General features: G+C 72.8%; 7 protein-coding genes and 1 pseudogene. All 8 read right to left on the bottom strand.

Translation table 11 applies throughout. The features are described 5' to 3' along the window. Positions 1-72: 72 nt before the first annotated feature. The 8 genes and pseudogenes from AC07PR_RS06125 to AC07PR_RS06090 all read right to left on the bottom strand — a co-directional run bounded on the left by AC07PR_RS06125 (position 73) and on the right by AC07PR_RS06090 (position 16,829). Entirely contained in the window at positions 73-1,530 is a 1,458-nt protein-coding gene (locus AC07PR_RS06125) for a type II secretion system protein (RefSeq protein ID WP_495134716.1), read from the bottom strand. A 165-nt stretch (positions 1,531-1,695) separates the two neighbouring features. Continuing rightward, positions 1,696-2,700, bottom strand: a complete 1,005-nt coding sequence (locus tag AC07PR_RS06120; RefSeq protein ID WP_483105848.1) for an LLM class flavin-dependent oxidoreductase — start codon at positions 2,698-2,700, stop codon at positions 1,696-1,698. Positions 2,701-2,839: 139 nt separating this feature from the next. Next, positions 2,840-3,904, bottom strand: a complete 1,065-nt coding sequence (locus tag AC07PR_RS06115) for a S1C family serine protease (protein WP_495134715.1) — start codon at positions 3,902-3,904, stop codon at positions 2,840-2,842. 68 nt (positions 3,905-3,972) lie between these two features. After that, positions 3,973-4,416 (bottom strand): annotated as a pseudogene (locus AC07PR_RS06110) (response regulator); the annotation flags it as partial. After that, positions 4,413-8,399 (bottom strand): response regulator, encoded by a 3,987-nt coding sequence (locus tag AC07PR_RS06105; RefSeq protein WP_495134714.1) that lies wholly within the window; start codon positions 8,397-8,399, stop codon positions 4,413-4,415. The pseudogene AC07PR_RS06110 and the gene AC07PR_RS06105, both read right to left, overlap by 4 nt. Next, positions 8,399-11,854: a hybrid sensor histidine kinase/response regulator gene (locus tag AC07PR_RS06100; protein ID WP_495134713.1), complete on the bottom strand. Its 3,456-nt coding sequence runs from the start codon at positions 11,852-11,854 to the stop codon at positions 8,399-8,401. Before AC07PR_RS06100 ends, AC07PR_RS06105 begins: the two co-directional genes overlap by 1 nt. After that, positions 11,854-13,059, bottom strand: a complete 1,206-nt coding sequence (locus AC07PR_RS06095) for a response regulator (RefSeq protein WP_495134853.1) — start codon at positions 13,057-13,059, stop codon at positions 11,854-11,856. The genes AC07PR_RS06100 and AC07PR_RS06095 overlap by 1 nt, the downstream gene beginning before the upstream one ends. 35 nt (positions 13,060-13,094) lie before the next feature. Further along, positions 13,095-16,829 (bottom strand): response regulator, encoded by a 3,735-nt coding sequence (locus tag AC07PR_RS06090; RefSeq protein ID WP_495134712.1) that lies wholly within the window; start codon positions 16,827-16,829, stop codon positions 13,095-13,097. Between the last annotated feature and the right edge of the window lie 281 nt (positions 16,830-17,110).

Below are 17,110 nucleotides of genomic sequence, written 5' to 3'. Positions count from 1 at the left end.
GCGCGCGCCGCGCGTGATGCGTCGATGAGGGCGCATCGCTGAGGAGGGGCCGCGCAAGCGGCCCTTCGCGTTTCATCCGCCCGTGGCCTTGACCCACTTGCCCTCCCGGTTGCAGGCCATCACGTAGACCTGCTGGCCCCGGTGGGGCTGGTACAGGGCGATGTTGCCGCCGGAGGTCCTCGGGTTGACGTCCTGCGCATTGCAAGGCGTGTCCGGGTCGCGGCGGGGGATGCGGATGCCATTCAGACGGGAGTCGAACCCAGGGCCGCCCGCCTGACCCGACGCGGTGTCGATGTAGCCGTTGGACGTCATCAGGACGCCCGACAGCGACATGCCGTCCTGATCCTGACCCGCGAAGTCCCAGGGGCTGTTGTGGCCCACGATGAGGCGCTTGCGCACGACAGCGTGGCCGTGGACGTCGATGACCGGATCCACGACGTCGCGGGATGCCCCGGCTCCTTGCTGTGTCCTCCGGCCACCCTGCGGATGCCGGACCACCAGTCCGCCGTTGGCGTGGACGGTATCGTCGACCTGCAGGGTGCCGGCGATCTTCGCCTTGGCGGCCTCCAGATCGTCGACGCCGACGAGACCATGGCCGTTGAAGTCCCATCGCCCGGTCAGCTTCGCCGAGCCGTCGAGACAGGCCGACCCGCTGGCGCCGCGGCCGGTGGCGCCGGTGGGGACGCCGCAGGCGACGCCGGCCGTCGTGGCGCCGCCGTCCAGGTGAATCAGCCGGAAGGACGCCAGCACGCCCGGTACGCCGGTATCGGCGCTGTCTCCCCGCAGCGGGTTGTCGACGGGCAGGGCGCCCTTGCCGCGCAACTGGGCCGCCACCCGCGGAGATTCGCCCGGCAGCGAGACCATCGCATCGGGCCCCAGCGCTTGCAGGGCCGCCTTCAACTGCGCGCCGTAGCCGAAGGGCAGATCGGCCTGCGCGAAGAAGGGCTGCGTGTTGTAGAGCATCACCTCGAAGGTCGCCGCGGGCCGCTGGCCGTCGACTGTCAGGCACTTCGCCTTGCACTTCACGGAGACCGCCCAGCGCGCCCGGGCGATCTCACCGGTGCGGCCGTCGACGATGGCGTTCCCGTGAGGGAAGGGCAAGGTGTCGCTGAAGGTGACGTAGCCGAGGTCCTGCAACTCCTGCAGCGAGGGCTGGAGCGCGTTGACGGCCAGGGGCTTGCCGCCGGCCGTCGCCTTCAATTCGCAGTCTTTGGGCGGCGGCGTCCCCGCCGAGGGCGCCAACGACAAGGCGACGTTCGCGCAGGTCGACTGGGGGGCGGCCTGCACCTTCAGGAGCTCCGCGCTGTGATCGCGCACATAACGCGCGACGCCGTCGCGCAGTTCAGCCAGTCGCAATCCGGCCTGGCGTCCGCCCTCGACGGTCTGCTGGAACTGCTGGACCTGCAGCGCGCCGAGCGACATCGCACCCAGGAGCACCAGCGCCATCGAGACTTCGATCAGGCTGAAGCCCGACTGCCGTGTCGCGGATCTTGCGGGCGTGTTGGAGAGGGAGCGGGCGCGGGCGGACATTGCGGGAGGAACTCCTGGGCGGTGAGGGCCGTCATGGTCCCCGCCCGCGGTGTTCGTGCCAATCCGCGAAGTTGAGCGCCCAGCGGTCGGCGCTCATCGATTCGCGGCAGGCGGCTCCCCTGTTTCCGTCACCGGCCTGCGCCAGCCGCACGCCGGGGCCGGCGGTCAGCCGGCGTCCGTGCCCGCCGCGATTCCCGCCAGCAATTCGTACGAGCGCCGGCGGGCCGCCGGATCGTGCACCGCGCAGGCGACGATGAACTCGTCGGCGCCGGTGCGCTCCTGCGTCGCCAGCAGCCCCTCGCGCACCGTGCGCGGTGAACCGACGATGGACTCCGACAGCATGCGCTCGACGCCGAGCTTCTCGCCCGCCGTCCACAGCGTGTCCATGCTGTCGATCGGCCGCGGCAGCAGGCCGCGCTGACCGCGCTGCATGCCGAGGAAACGCTGCTGGATGGAGGTGAACAGGCGCTGCGCCTGCGCGTCGGTGTCGGCCACGACCACGTTCAGGCCGACGGCCGCGTAGGACTGCGGGTTCCGGACGCTGGGCCGGTACTGGGCGCGGTAGATCTCCAGCGCCTGCATCAGCATCGCCGGCGCGAAATGCGAGGCGAACGCGAACGGCAACCCCAGGTAGGCCGCCAGCTGTGCGCCGTACAGGCTGGACCCGAGCAGCCACACCGGCACCTCGGTGCCCTGGCCGGGCACGGCGCGCACGACCTGACCCTCCTGGGCGGGGGCGAGGTAGCTGATCAGCTCCAGCACGTCCTCGGGGAAGCGGTCCTCGTGCGCCGTCGCCAGGTGCCGGCGCAGCGCGCGCATCGTCGGCCCGTCGGTGCCCGGCGCGCGGCCCAGTCCGAGGTCGATGCGCCCGGGGAACAGCGTGGCCAGCGTGCCGAACTGCTCGGCGATGGTCAGCGGCGCATGGTTGGGCAGCATGATCCCGCCCGAGCCGACGCGGATCGTCGACGTCGCGGCGGCGATCTGGCCGATCAGCACGGCCGTGGCGGACGACGCGACGCCGTCCATGTTGTGGTGCTCGGCGACCCAGTAGCGGGTGTAGCCGAGGCGCTCGGCGTGCTGCGCCAGCGCCATGCTCTCGTGGAGCGCCTGGGCGGCGGAACCGCCTTCGACGATGAAGGCGAGGTCGAGGATCGAAAGTCGGGCTTGCATGGGCGCCGAGTCTAGGCGCGCCGTCCGGACCGGGGTCCCGGGAGGGTTATCGCGGAATGGAGTAGGCGATCGGTGGCAGGCGATCCGCTGTTGGCGATCAGTCGCTCGTGATCAATCGCTGGTGATCAATCGCTGGTGATCAGTCGCTGGTGAGCTGGGCCTGGACCTGCCGCGTCTTGCCGCCGTTCCAGACGGTCAGCGTGACCTTGTCGCCGACCTGGCGTTCCTCGAGTTCGCCGAGCAGCTCGTCGAGGTCGGCCACCGGCTTGCCGTTGACGGCGGTGATGAGGTCGCCGCCGACGATGCGGCCGTCGCGCCCGCGCATGAACGGCTGCAGCCCCGCGCGCTGCGCGCCGCCGCCGGGCTGCAGGCCGATCAGCACGACGCCCTTGGGCAGGCGCAGCACCTGGCGCAGCTGCTCGCTGCCGGCAGTCAGGCCCAGCGCCGGCCGGATGACGCGGCCGTGCTTGATCAGTTGCGGCACGACGCGGTTCACCTCATCGGCCGGGATCGCGAAACCGATCCCGTTGCTGCCGCCGCTCGGGCTGAAGATCGACGTGTTGACGCCGATCAGCCGGCCCGCGGAGTCCAGCAGCGGGCCGCCCGAGTTGCCGGGGTTGATGGCCGCGTCGGTCTGGATCGCGCCGCGGATCGTGCGCTGCGTCATCGATTCGATCTCGCGGTTCAGCGCCGACACGATGCCGCGCGTCAGCGTCTGGTCGAGTCCGAACGGGTTGCCGATCGCATAGACCGTCTGCCCGACCAGCAGGTCGCGGCTGCTGCCCATCGGGACGGGGGTCAGCTTCTCGCGCGGCGCGACGATGCGCAGCACGGCCAGGTCGCGGTCGGGATCGACGCCGACGAGCTTTGCGTCGTACGCACTCTGGTCCGACAGCGTGACCTTCGCCGCCGAGGCGCCGCGGATCACGTGGAAGTTGGTGACGATGTGGCCCTGCTCGTCCCACAGGAAGCCGCTGCCGGTGCCGCTGGGCACCTCCGTCACGTTGCGCGAGAAGAAGTCCCGCTGCTGCGCCAGCGTCGTGATGTGGGCCACCGACGGCGACACCTTGCGGAACACCGCGATGTTGTTCTGCTCCTGCGCGTCGAGCGGACCGCGCGGCGTCACCGGCCGCGGCTGGGGCCAGGTGTTGCCCGACCCGACGAGCAGGGCGATGAGAGCGAGGGACCAGGGCCGGAATTGCATGACGAGGACAGAAGCGGAGAGGACCGGACGATTATGAAAGCTCAGCCGTCGGCGCCGCCGGCCCATCGGGCGATTTCGGCTTCCAGGTGCGCCGCGCGTTCGCGCAGCAGGTCCGCGGTGGCCTTGAGCTGCAGGTGGGTGCGTACGCGCGCGAGCAGGATGGGCGGACTGATCGGCTTGGTGATGTAGTCCACCGCGCCGAGCGACAGGCCGTGGCTCTCGTCCGCGGGATCGGAGCGCGCGGTGAGGAAGAGCACCGGGATGTCGCGCGTGGCCGCGTCCGCCTTGAGCCAGCGGCAGAGCTCGTAGCCGTCCATGTTGGGCATCAGCACGTCCAGCAGGATGAGGTCGGGCCGCGGCGACTCGGCCGCGATGCGCAGCGCGCGGTCGCCGGTGGTCGCCACCTTGACGCGATGCCGTTCCTTGAGCAGCTCGTACAGCTGGGACAGGACTTCGGGCGAATCGTCCACGATCAGGATCGTCGGGCGCGAATCTCCGTTCGAGATGCTCATGGCAGGGGGTCCTCCAACGATCGGGCGCCGGGAGATGGCGGGGACGGGGGCGGGGGCGGTGCACTGGCGCCCTCATTCTCCAGCCTGCGGCGCGCGGTCTCGAAGTCGAATCGCGTCGCGGCCGCCAGGACCTCGCGCAAGGCGGCGGCGCGCCGGTCGTCCAGGCCGTGCCGACCCCGGTCGATCTCTTCCCTCAGCCGCTCGGCGGTGTCGACCGCCGCGGCGTCGTCCTCGTCCAGCTGCCGGCGTAGACGCGCCAGGCGCTCGTCCAGCTGCGGGATGCCCGGCGGCGACAGATCGTCCAGCGGGCCCGGCAGCGTCGGTGGGGCGTCGTCCGCGAGCGTCTCTGCCAGCGCGTGCAACAGGCGGTCCAGCGCGACACGGACGGCCTGCGCCAGCTCACGGCGTCGGGCGGCCGTCTCCGGCGAGCGGCAGGCGCTCTCCAGCGCCGCGGCGGCCTCGCTCAAGGGCAGCGCGCCGATGGTCGCGGACGAGCCTCGCAGCGAGTGGGCGATCTTCTCCATCACCTGCGCCTGGTCCGACGCGGCGGCTTGGTCCAGCCGCGCGCCGGTCTCCTGCTGGGAGTGCAGGAAGATCTTCAGCAGGCGCAGGTAGAGCTCGGCGTTGTTCGAGGCCGAGGCCAGGCCGGAGCGCGCCTCCAGGCCGTCGACGACGGGCACCGCCGGGACTTCCAGGCGCGCCCTGGGCGAGCCGGTGGAGGAGGGCGGCGGGGCCGGCGTGCCGGACGAGCGGGGCATCCCCGCCGCGGCGCGCGGTCCGCCGGCCAGCCCGGCCGGCGCCACCGCCGCGCCCCCGGCGGGGCGGATCCAGCGCGCCAGGACCTCGAACAGCGTGTCGACGTTCAGCGGCTTGGCGACGTGGTCGTTCATGCCGGTGGCCAGGATGCGCGCGCGGTCGGCGCCGGTGGCGTTGGCGGTGAGCGCGATGACGGGCAGCTCGCGCCAGCGGGCGTCCTGGCGCAGGCAACGGGTCGCGTCGTAGCCGTCCATCACCGGCATCTGGCAGTCCATCAGCACGCCGTCGAAGCCGTCGGGGGACTGCCGCAGCAGCTCCAGCGCGATCGCCCCGTTGCCCGCGATGGTGACCGCGATGCCGGCGTTGGTCAGCAGCTCGCCGGCGAGTTCCTGGTTGACCGGGTTGTCTTCCACGACCAGCAGCCGCGCCCCCGCCAGGGACTGCATCATCGCCGTCGTCGCGGCGCGGCGGGCCTGCGCGTCCGGGTGCGCGCCGGACGCGCCCGAGCCGTCCAGGGCGCCCACCAGCGTGGCGGCCGTCACCGGCTTGGCCAGCACCGGCAGCGCGTGCCCGGTGGGCAGCGCCGTCATCGCCTCGTACAGCCCGTCGTCGTTGCCGAAGGCGGTCACCATGACGATGCGCGGCACCGGGGTCGCCTCCTGGAGCAGCCGGGCCGCCGCGCCCACGCCGTCCAGCGACGGCATCTTCCAGTCCATCAGCACCCAGTCGAACGGACGGTGTTCCCGCGTCGCCGCATGCACCGCCCGCAGCGCGCGTGCGCCGTCGACGCACTGCTCGACCTGCAGGCCCAGGCCCTGGCAGAGGGCGGCGAGGACCTCGCGGGCGACGCGGTTGTCGTCGACGATCAGCACCCGGCCGCGAAGCGCCGCCGGCCGCGTGTCGTGATCGTCCTGGGCGCCTTCATCGTCGTCGGCGCTCCCGTCTGCCGCATGGCGCTCATGACCCTGATGGCCCTCATCGGCGTCGATATCGTCGTCCGTCTCGCCGTCCGTCTCGTCGTCGTTCTCGTCGTCATCCTCGTCCCGCCCGATGCCCAGCCGCGCGGTGAAGTGCAGCGTCAGGCCCGCGCCGGGCATCGAGTCCACGCGCAGCGTGCCGCCCATCATCTCCACCAGCATCCGGCACACGGCCAGCGCCAGGTCGCCGCGATCGGGGGTGTCCGCGTCGACCTCCGCCGGTCGCCGGCCCAGCCGCGCCAGCTCCGTCGGCGACAGGGCGGGGCCGCTGTCGCGGATGCTGAAGCGCAGCATGATTTCGTCGTCGCCCGGACGGTGGTCCTCCGCCACGGCCACGACGACCTCGTCCTGCTCGCTGCGCCGCGCCGCATGCTTGCCGACATGGGCCAGCACCTGGCCGAGGCGGAACGGGTCGCCGACCAGCGTCCGCGGCAGGCCGGCCGGCACGCTCAGCAGCAGCTCCACGCCCTTTTCCTCCAGGCCGAGACCGATCACCTGCACCAGATGCGCCAGCACCTCGTCGAGCTCGAACGGGATGTGCTCGAGCGCGAGCCGGCCGGCCTCGATGCGGCTGAAGTCGAGGATGTCGTCGATCACGCCGAGCAGGGTCTCCGCGGCACGGCAGGTCTTGTCCACGTAGTTCCGCTGCCGCGCGTCGAGCTCGGTCTGCAGCGCCAGCTCGGACATGCCGATGATCGCGTTCATCGGCGTGCGCAGCTCGTGGCTCATGTTGGCGAAGAAGTCGGTCTTGGCGCGCGTCGTGGCCTCCGCGGACTCGCGCGCCGCGCGGATCTCGTTCTCGGCGGACAGGCGGTCGGTCAGGTCCGTCAGCCAGATCAGCGTCCCCGATTGGCCGAAGGCCACCGGCAGGAAGGTCGCCAGGCAGGCATGGTGCGCCCCCTCGCGATCGACGATCTGCAGCTCGACATCGCTGCCGTCACCGGCACCGGTGCCGGTGCTGCTGCCGCCGCCGTCACCGTCACTGGTGCCGTTGCTGTTGCTGCTGCTGCTGCTGCTGCTCTTGCTTTGCAGCAGGGCCTGCGCACGCGCGCGGCTCGCGTCGTCCGCGTAGACGTCGGGCCAGGGCTGGCCGATCCGCACGTCGACCAGGCGCCGCAGCGCCGGATTGGCGATGCCCACCACGCCGTCCGTGATCAGCCCGATGCCCGCGGGCGTGTGCTCGATGAGCGTCATGAAGCGCTCGCCCTGGCGCTGCAGCGCCGTCTCCTGCGCGTGCTTCGCGGCGCGCAGCAGCAGGCCGCGCAGCAGCGCGGCAAGCGCGGCGAAGCACAGCAGCGCGGTCAGCAGGCCGATGCCCGCCTGCGCCGGTCCGCTGAGCGCGGCCGAGAGATCGGCCACGAGGACCAACCGCCAGAGGCCGGCGCTGTCGCGCCAGCCCAGGTCGCGCGCCACCAGCGCATGCGGGTGTCCGTCGATCGCCGCGACGCTCGCGCCGGGGTCGAAGGGCAGCACCGGCACGCGCGTCGCATCCAGGAACTGGCGCCCGTAGCGGAGCCCCTCGGTGAGCCGGCGGCTGCGTTCGGCCGACGCGGGCCCCGCGACCATCAGCAGCCACTCGGGCCGTGACGACACCATCACCACGCCTTCGGGCGACAGGACCAGCGACGCCATGTCGGCGCGCTCGGTCAGGAAGCGGTCCAGCGACGGGCCGTAGAACTGCGTGGCGACGATGCCGATCACGGGGCCGCGGGCGTCGACGTCCCGGAAGACCGGCGCGCTCAGGTACAGGGCGCGGCGCGACGTGGCCTGGCTGATCGCCATCGAGACCGCGGTGCGTCCGGCCATGGACTCGCGGAAATACTCGCGATGGCTGATGTCCTGCCCCAGGGGCGAGCGTTGCAGGCCGCGGTTCCATTCCCCGACGATCGTGCCGTGGCGGTTGACCACGAAACTGACGTCCGCGCCGAGCTGGTCGTTCATCGCGGACAGCATCTCGGCGGCCGGCCGCATGCGCAGCGCGACCGGGAGGTCGGTCTGCAGCGCCGCCGCCTTCAGGTCCGGATCCAGGCGCCCGGCCAGTCGCAACGCGCCCATCGCCTTGCTCTCTTCCGTGAGGCCGCGGAACTGCAGGACCTCCCGGTCGATCGTGCTCGTCATGCGGGCACGGAAGCGCTCCTCGAGGACGCTCCGGGCCTGCCGGGCGACCAGCGCGCCGGCGAGCAGCGACAACGCCGCCGCCACGATCCACGCCGCCGTCGCATGACGCGACAGCCGGAGCGCCGCGCGCATCATGGCGTCGGCCCTCCGGCCGGCGCGCCGGCGTCCCAGCTCAGCAGCGCCAGCGCTTCCTCGAAGCGGAATCCCGAGGCCGCCGCCGCCACGCGGCGCAGCAGGCGGGCCCGGGCCGGCGGCGGCGGCCGCCGATCGAGCGTCTCGGCCAGCAGGCGGCCGACCTCGATCGCCGTCGCATCACTGTCCTGCAGCAGCTGGGCCAGGCGCGACAGCAGCGCCTCCAGGGCGGCGTCCGGCGCCGCGTCGGCGGGCGGCGTCGCGGCGCCGTCGCCGGTGGCCGCCGGATCGGGCGCGCCGCCGCGTGAGAAGCGCGCCAGCGCCTCGAAGAGGCGGTCCACGCTCAGCGGCTTGCTCAGGCAGCCGTTCATGCCGGCGGCGAGGATGCGTTCGCGCGCCTCCAGCGTCGCGCTGGCGGTCAGCGCGATGACGGGCAGCTCGCGCCAGCGCGGGTCGTGGCGCAGGCGGCGCGTGGTCTCGTAGCCGTCCATCCCCGGCATCTGGCAATCCATCAGCACCGCATCGATGCCGGGATCCGCGAGCGCCAGCAGGTCGAGCGCGGTCGGGCCGTCCGGGGCCAGCGTCACGTCCAGGCCGGCGGCGCGCAGCAGCTCGGCGCCCAGTTCCCGGCTGACCGGATCGTCCTCGACGACCAGCAGCCGCGTCCCGGTCAGCCGTGCCATCGCCGCGCGCGTCGCGCCGCCGCGGCGCGGGGCGGCGAGGGTGGGGAGCACCGCCCGCCCGGTGGCCTCGCCGATGGCCGACAGCAGCGCCGAGGCGGTGACCGGCTTGCTCAGCAGTTGCGGCCGGTGGCGCGGGTCCGAATCGACCAGCGCGGCGGCGAGCGTCGCGTCGCGACCGAAGGCGGTGACCAGCAGGATCGCCGGCGGCGAGGCGAGCCGTCCGGCCGCGATCAGCCGCGTCGCCTCCAGGCCGTTCAGGACGGGCATCTGCCAGTCCATCAGCACCAGGTCGTAGGGGCGCTTCTCGGCCTCGGCCTCCAGCACGCACTGCGCGGCGTTCGCGCCGTTGACCGCCGTGTCCACGCGCATGCCGAAGCCCGCGCACAGCGCGCCCAGGATGTCCCGCGCGGCACGGTTGTCGTCGGCCACCAGGACGCGCAGCCGCGACAGATCGGCCATGGCCGCGGAGGCCGCCGAGGTGGCCGTCGCTGCCGTGCGACTCCCCGGCCGCAGACCGAGCCGCACGGTGAAGGAGAAGGTCGAGCCCTCGCCCGGGCGCGAGCGCACCTGGATGCGTCCGCCCATCATCTCGACCAGCTGGCGGCTGACGGCCAGGCCCAGCCCGCTGCCGCCGTACTGGCGCGTCGTCGACGTGTCGGCCTGGTTGAAGCTGTGGAACAGCCGCGAGATCGTCTCCGCCGTCATGCCGATGCCGGAATCCGTGACGCTGAAGCGCAGCTCGACGTCGTCGCCGACGTCGGCGTCCCGCCCATCGCTGCCGCTGCCGCTGCCGCCGCCGCTGCCGCTGCCATTGCCGCTGCCATTGCCGCTGCCATTGCCGTTGCCGTTGCCGTTGCCGTTGCTGGCGCCCTGGCCGGCCGTGCCCGCCGGCACACGCTCCACGGCGACGATGACCTCGCCGCTGTCCGTGAACTTCACGGCGTTGGCGCCCAGGTTGATCAGCACCTGGCCGAGCCGCATCGGATCGCCGATCAGCGCGTTGGGCACGTCGGCGGGGCGATGGATCAGCAGCTCCAGGCCCTTGTCCTCGGCGCGCAGTCCGATCAGGTCGATGAGGCGGTCCACCACCTGGTCGAGCTGGAAGGGCACCCGCTCCAGCGCGATCCGGCCGGACTCGATGCTGTTGAAGTCCAGGATGTCGTCGATCAGGTCGAGCAGGCTGAGCGCGGCGCCGTTCACCTTCTCCAGGTAGTTGCGCTGGCGCGCGTCCAGGCCAGTCTGCAGCGCCAGGTCGGACATGCCGACGATCACGTTCATCGGCGAACGGATCTCGTGGCTCATGCCGGCCAGGAAGCTGGACTTGGCGCGGGCCGCGTCCTTGGCCGCCTCCATCGCCCGGCGCGCCTCGCGCGTGGCCTCCTGGCGCCGGGTGATGTCGACCAGCCACAGCACCACGGCGGCCTTGTCGCCCTCGTAGTCGAACGGCATCGACGAGAGCGCGAAGCTGCGCGCCTCCCCCCGGGCGTCGAGCAGGCCGACCTCGACGTCCAGCGTGCGGCGCCGTTCGCGCAACACCGCGTCGACCAGATCGCGGCTGGCCTCGTCCGCGTAGCGATGCGGCCAGTCCTGGAACAGCGCCGTCCCCAGCTGCTCGGCCAGCACCGGGTTCAGGAACTCGATCCGGTCGTTGACGATCAGGCAGACGCCGATCGGCGCCATGCGGAACATGGTGCGGACCTGGTCGGCGCGGGCGGCGATCTCGGCGCTGTTGCGCGCGCGAAGGCGGCGATGGGCCGCCATCAGCCGCAGCAGCGCGCAGCCCCCCAGCAGCAGCGCCGCCGTCAGCGCCGCCACCCCCAGCGGGTACCGCGCGCCCATCGCGCCGGAGAGGTCCTCCAGCAGCACCAGGCGCCAGGGGCCTTCGGGATCGTTCCACTCGATCGGGGTCTCCGCGGCGGCCATGCGCCGGCCGTCGACCTCGACGACCGCGCCGTCGACGGGATCGAACGGCAGCGCGCGTGAGCGGTCCGGATCCTGGAAGAGGTCCGCGAAGCGGTGCGTCGCCGTCAGCGACGCGGCGCGCTCCGAGTTGAGCGGGCCCACGAGCGCCATGAGCCAGTCGGGCCGGCTCGCCGCGAAGACCACGCCTTGCGGCGAGATCAGCAGCCCGCCCGCATGGCCCCGGAATTCGAAGAAGCGGTCCAGCACCGCCGACGAGTTGCGCGCGACCATGGCGCCGATGACGACGCTGGTGGACTCCCGGCTCCCGAAGATCGGCGCGCAGAAGATGAGGGACCGGCGCCGCAGGTCGGGACTCAGCCCGGTGGAGATCGACGGCCGGCCCTTCAGCGCCTGCTGGACGTAGGGGCGGATCGACAGGTCGCGGCCGATGAAGCGCTCCTTCTTCTCGTCCGGTCCCCATTCGGCCACCACGACGCCCTTGCCGTTGAGGACGACGACGCCCTCGCTGTCGAGGGTGTCGGCGATGGCCCGCAGGTGCGCCGCGCCGGGCCGCACCAGCCGCGCCCGCTCGAGGTCCGTCTCCAGCGTCATCACCTTGACGAGCGGATCGACCCGGCCGCTGAGTTCGACGGCGCCCATGTCCTTGCCCGACAGCGTGAGCTGGACCAGCGAGACGCCCTCGCGGTCGGTGGCCGAGCGCAAGGCGCGGCGCAGGTCCGCCTCCAGGTACCAGCGCTGCGCGGTGCTCAGCCCCCAACCCGCCGCGATCGCGACGGCGGTGGCGATGCCCCAGACGATGACCGGTCGATCGCGCCAGCCCCGCCTGCTGCGATCGCCCGGGCGAGGCATCAACGCCCCCGTTCGACGCCCAGCGGCGTGAGGTCGGGCGGGCTCACCGTCTCCATCCAGGCCCGCTTGCGCGCGAGCGCCGCGTCGTCGTCGGCGAAGCGCCGCGCGATCGACTCGAACTCGGGCTGGATGCGCAGGAAGGCCTCGACGATGACCGGGTCGAAATGCGTGCCGGCGCCCTCGGCGATGATCGCCGCCGCCTGCTCGTGCGGCATGCCGTCCTTGTAGACGCGCCGGCTGATCAGCGCGTCGTAGACGTCGGCCAGCGCCATCAGCCGCGCGGACAGCGGGATGGTCTCGCCCCGCAGGCCCTGCGGGTAGCCCGAGCCGTCCCACTTCTCCTGGTGGCAGTAGGCGATGTCCTTGGCCGTCGACAGGAAGGCCACCGGCGTGCCCAGCTGCGCCTCGGCCTGCTCGATGGCGTCACGCCCGAGCGCCGGGTGCGACTTCATGACCTCGAACTCCTCCGGCGTGAACCGGCCCGGCTTGAGCAGGATGCGGTCGGGGATGCCGATCTTGCCGATGTCGTGCAGCGGCGCCGACTTGAACAGCGTGGCGATGACGCCGGGCTGGCGCAGTTCGCGGCAGCGCGGGTGCTCGCGCAGCGCCTCGGCCAGCGCCCGCACGTAGTGCTGGGTGCGGCGGATGTGGTTGCCGGTGTCGCTGTCGCGCGTCTCGGCCAGCGAGGCCATCGCCAGGATGGTGACGTCCTGGATGGCGGCCAGTTCCTCGCTGCGGCGGGCCACCTCGGCCTCGAGGTAGTCCGCCTTGTCGCGCAGGAAATCGGCGCTGGCCTTGAGCTGCAGGTGGGTGCGCACCCGCGCCATCACGATCGGCGGGCTGATCGGCTTGGTGATGTAGTCGACGGCGCCCAGCGCCAGGCCGCGGGTCTCGTCGGCGACGTCGGACTTCGCCGTCAGGAAGATCACCGGCACGTCGCGCGTCGCCGGGTCGGCCTTCAGGCGCCGGCAGACCTCGTGGCCGTCCAGGCCCGGCATCATGACGTCGAGCAGGATCAGGTCGGGGCGGTGCTCGGCGCGCGCGATGGCCAGGGCCTTCTCGCCATGGTTGGCGATCTTCACGCGATAGCGGTCGCGCAGCAGCTCGCTCATCAGCAGGAGGTTGTCGGGCGTGTCGTCGACGACCAGCACGGTGGCGCCGTCGGTGGGGTCGGGAAGACTGGCGGCGCGGTCCAGGGGGGTCATGGGAGGCGTGGTGCCGGCAGGGAACAAGGGGTCGCTCATGCAGGCCTCCCGGAGGACGTTGCGCGTTCGTCGTCGTGCAGCCAGTCGAGCGCGCCGTCGAAGTCGAAGCGGGCCGCGGAGTCCGCCGCGCGGCGCAGCAGGCGGGCCCGGGCGGTCGGCAGCGGCACGCGGTCGAGCAGCTCGGTCAGTTCCTGCGCCGCGTCGGTGGCCGCGGAGTCGCTGTCCCGCAGCAGCGCGGTCAGCCGCGCCAGCAGCGCGTCCAGGCGCTCGCGCGAGGCGTCGTCCAGCGCCGGCGAGGCGCCGCCGCCGGGCCAGGTGGCCGCTGGGGCGGGCGGAGCGGGCGGGGGCGGCGACGCCGGCATCCCCTGCGTCATCCCTTGCGCCATCGCCTGCGTCATTCCCTGTGTCATCGCCTCGCGCGCGAGGTGCCGGCCCAGCGACACCATCAAGGTCGCCAGCAGCGACTGCGCGCGAATCAGCAGCGGGTCGCGCTCGGCGGCGGGGGCGCGCTGCGCGCAGGCCTGCTCGAGCGCGCCGGCCGCCGCCGCCAGCGGTCGGGCGCCGAGCGTGCCCGCCGCGCCGCGCAGCGAGTGCGCGAGCCGCGTCATCGTGATCGCGTCGCCCGCCGAGGCGGCTTCGGCGAAGTCGGCGGCGAAGCCGGTCTGCGTGTCGTGGAAGGTGCGCAGCAGCTTGCGGTAGAGCGGCAGGTGGCCGCCGGCCGTCGCCAGCCCGGCCTGCACGTCCAGCCCGGCGATCTGCGGCAGGCCGTCCGGCTTGCCGGCGTCGCCCTGGGGCCAGGCGGGCTGACCGTCGCTCCGGCCCTCCCGCGGTCCGGTGGAGGCGGTCCCGCCGCCGCGTGCATCGCGTGCATCGCGTGCATCGAGGATGCCGGGCTCCAGCACCTCGCTGCGCCCCTGCTGCGTGTCCACGCGACGCCCCGCGCCGGAGCGCGTGTCCATCGGCACGTCCGCCGCCGGCATCGCCGGGTGCACCCAGCGCGCGAGGATCTCGAACAGATGGTCGACGTTGAGGGGCTTGGCGAGGTGGTCGTTCATGCCGGCCTCGAGGACGCGCTCGCGGTCGCCGCTCATCGCGTTGGCGGTCATCGCGATGACGGGCAGGTCCGCCCAGCGCGGCGAGGCGCGCAGGGCGCGGGTGGCAGCGTACCCGTCCAGGACCGGCATCTGGCAGTCCATCAGCACGCCGTCGAAGCCGTCGGGCGAGGCTTCCAGCAGGTCCAGCGCGACGCGCCCGTTGCAGGCCAGGGTGATATGGACCCCGGCATCCTCCAGCAGCGCGGTGACGAGTTCCTGGTTCAGCTCGTTGTCCTCCGCCACCAGCAGCCGGGCGCCGGCGACCTGCCGCATCGCCTCGCGCGCGGAGTCGCGCCGGCGCTGCGCCGCCGGGGAGGGCAGGTCGACGTGGCCGAGCGCCTCGCCGATGGCGCCGAGCATCGACGACGCGGTCACCGGCTTGGTCAGCAGCACCGGCCGGCGCGACGGCCCGGAGGCGGCCAGCGCCGCGGTCAAGGAGTCGTCCCGCCCGAACGAGGTCACCAGCACGACGGCCGGCGGCACCCTCAGCCGCCCGTCGACGAGCTGGCGCGTCGCCTCGATCCCGTCGAGCACCGGCATCTGCCAGTCCATCAGCACCAGCGCGTAGGGCCGGCCGTCGGCCTGCGCGCGCTCGGCGTCGCGCACCGCCTCGGCGCCGTCGGCGGCGGTGGAGACCTCCAGCCCGAAGCCCGCGCCCAGCGTGGACAGGATCTCGCGCGCGGCGCGGTTGTCGTCGACGACCAGCGTGCGCATCTGCGCCAGCTCATGCGCCATCAGCGCGCGGCGTGCGGGCAGGTCCGAGCCCTCGGACTGCAGCACGAAGCGGGCCGTGAAATGGAAGGTCGAGCCCTCGCCCGGCGTCGATTCCAGCCAGATCCGGCCGCCCATCATCTCCACCAGCTGCTTGCAGATCGCCAGGCCCAGGCCGCTGCCGCCGTACTTGCGCGTGGTGGAGCTGTCGGCCTGGCTGAAGCTGCGGAACAGCCGCGCCTGCTGCTCCGGCGTCATGCCGATGCCGCTGTCGCGGACCTGGAAGTGGAGCTCGACCTCGGGCGTGCAGGCCGCGCCCGGCGGGTCGGCGTCCAGGGCCGGCGTGGGCGGCATGGGCGACGTGAGCGGCGTAAGCGGCGTAAGCGGCGTGAGCGGCACGGCCTCGATGCCGATGATGATCTCGCCGTGGTCGGTGAACTTGGCGGCGTTGTTGCCCAGGTTCACCAGCACCTGGCCCAGGCGCAGCGGGTCGCCGATGAGCGCCGTGGGCAGGTCGGGCGGCACGTTCAGCAGCAGCTCCAGGCCCTTGTCCTCGACGCGGAAACCGATCAGGTTGACCAGGTGGTCCAGCACCTCCTCCATCCGGAAGGGCACGCACTCCAGGCTGAGCTTGCCGGCCTCGATGCGGCTGAAGTCCAGGATGTCGTCGATGACGCCGAGCAGGTTCTCCGCCGAGCGGTGCACCTTCTCGATGTAGTTGCGCTGGCGGGCGTCCAGCCCGGTCTGCAGCGCCAGGTGGGACATGCCGATGATCGCGTTCATCGGCGTGCGGATCTCATGGCTCATGTTGGCCAGGAAGTCGGACTTGGCGCGGGTGGCGCTTTCCGCGTCGTCCTTGGCCTGCTGCAGCGCGTCCTGGGCGCGCTCGCGTTCCGCGAGCAGCGCCTGCAGCTGGCGATGCTGCGCCTGCAGCTCGAGGTCCTTGCGGTCGCGCGACGCGCCGTGCGCCAGGCTGCGCAAGGTCGCGGCCAGCAGCCCGAAGGCCAGCAGCGCCACGAGCGCCGCGATCCCCAGCCGCGTCGCGGTGGGCTCCAGCGCGTCCAGGTCGCCCAGCAGCACCAGGCGCCAGGGGCCGGCCGGATCGTTCCAGGCCACGGCGGCATGGGCGACGGCATGGCGCACGCCGTCGATCTCGGCCGTGGGGCCGTGCAGCGCGAACGGCAGGCTGTGGGAGTGGGCGGGATCCTCGAAGAGCTTGCCGAACTGGCCGGCCGCGGTGATGGTCTTCGCGCGCTGCGGCGTGGCGGGGCCGTCCAGGCTCATGCGCCAGCCGGGTCGGCTGGCCGCCAGCACCACGCCCGACGGCGACACCAGCAGCGCGCCCGCGTAGCTGCGGGTGTCAAGGAAGTGGTCCAGCGCGTCGGCATAGAGGCGGGCGGCGATCACGCCGACGATCTCGCCCTCCTGGCCGGGCCGGCGGTAGATCGGCGCGGAGAGCCAGTACGCGCGCTGGCCGGTGCTGATGCTGATGCCGGCGAAGACGTTGGGCTGGCCGCGCATCGCCTGGTGGAAGTACTGGCGGAAGCCGACGTCCAGGCCGATCGGGGGCGAGCCCTCGTCGTCCCAGCCCGCGATGATGCGGCCGCGCGCGTTCACGACGAAGGCCAGCTGCGCGCCGACGCTGCTGCCGATCACTTCCAGCGTGTCGGCGGCGGGGCGGGTGCGGCGGGCCTCGTCGACGTCGGTGAGGGTGGCGACGGTCTTGAGCGCCGGATTGAGCTGGCCGGAGAGCACGACCGCGCCCATGCCCTTGCCGGTGAGGGTCAGGCCTTGCAGCGCCAGCGCCTCGCGCTGGGCGGCGTTGTCCAGGTTGCGCAGGAAGTCGTGCTCGAGCGAGCGGCGGTGCAGCTCGCTCGCGCCGACGCCGAGCGCGAGCGCCGCCACGGCGGCCAGCGGCCACGCGATCCGGCGATGTCCCAGCAGCCAGTCGGAAACACGACCCATCCCTTTCCTCCCTGGAACCCCCGGCGTACGTGCGCCAGGTGATGGTGGATGAACGCCGGGTCAGTGTAGGGGAGGTGGCCCGGGGCGCAAGCCCCGCGTAGGCGGCAAGGTCGCGAGGTGAGGGTAGACCTACTTTGTTGCGCCCCCGGCGCTTCGGTTCGATCGAATTGCTGGATGCCGATTGCGATTGCGATTGCGATTGCGATACCGGATGCCGGATGCCGGATGCCCGGCGCCGGACGCCGGACGCGGGCTCGTCCTACACGGAGGGCGTCGCGCCC

This window comes from Roseateles sp. GW821-FHT09H11 (genome assembly GCF_059415845.1).
Note: the sequence above shows the minus strand (reverse complement) of the source record. Positions and strands in the feature narration are given on the sequence as shown.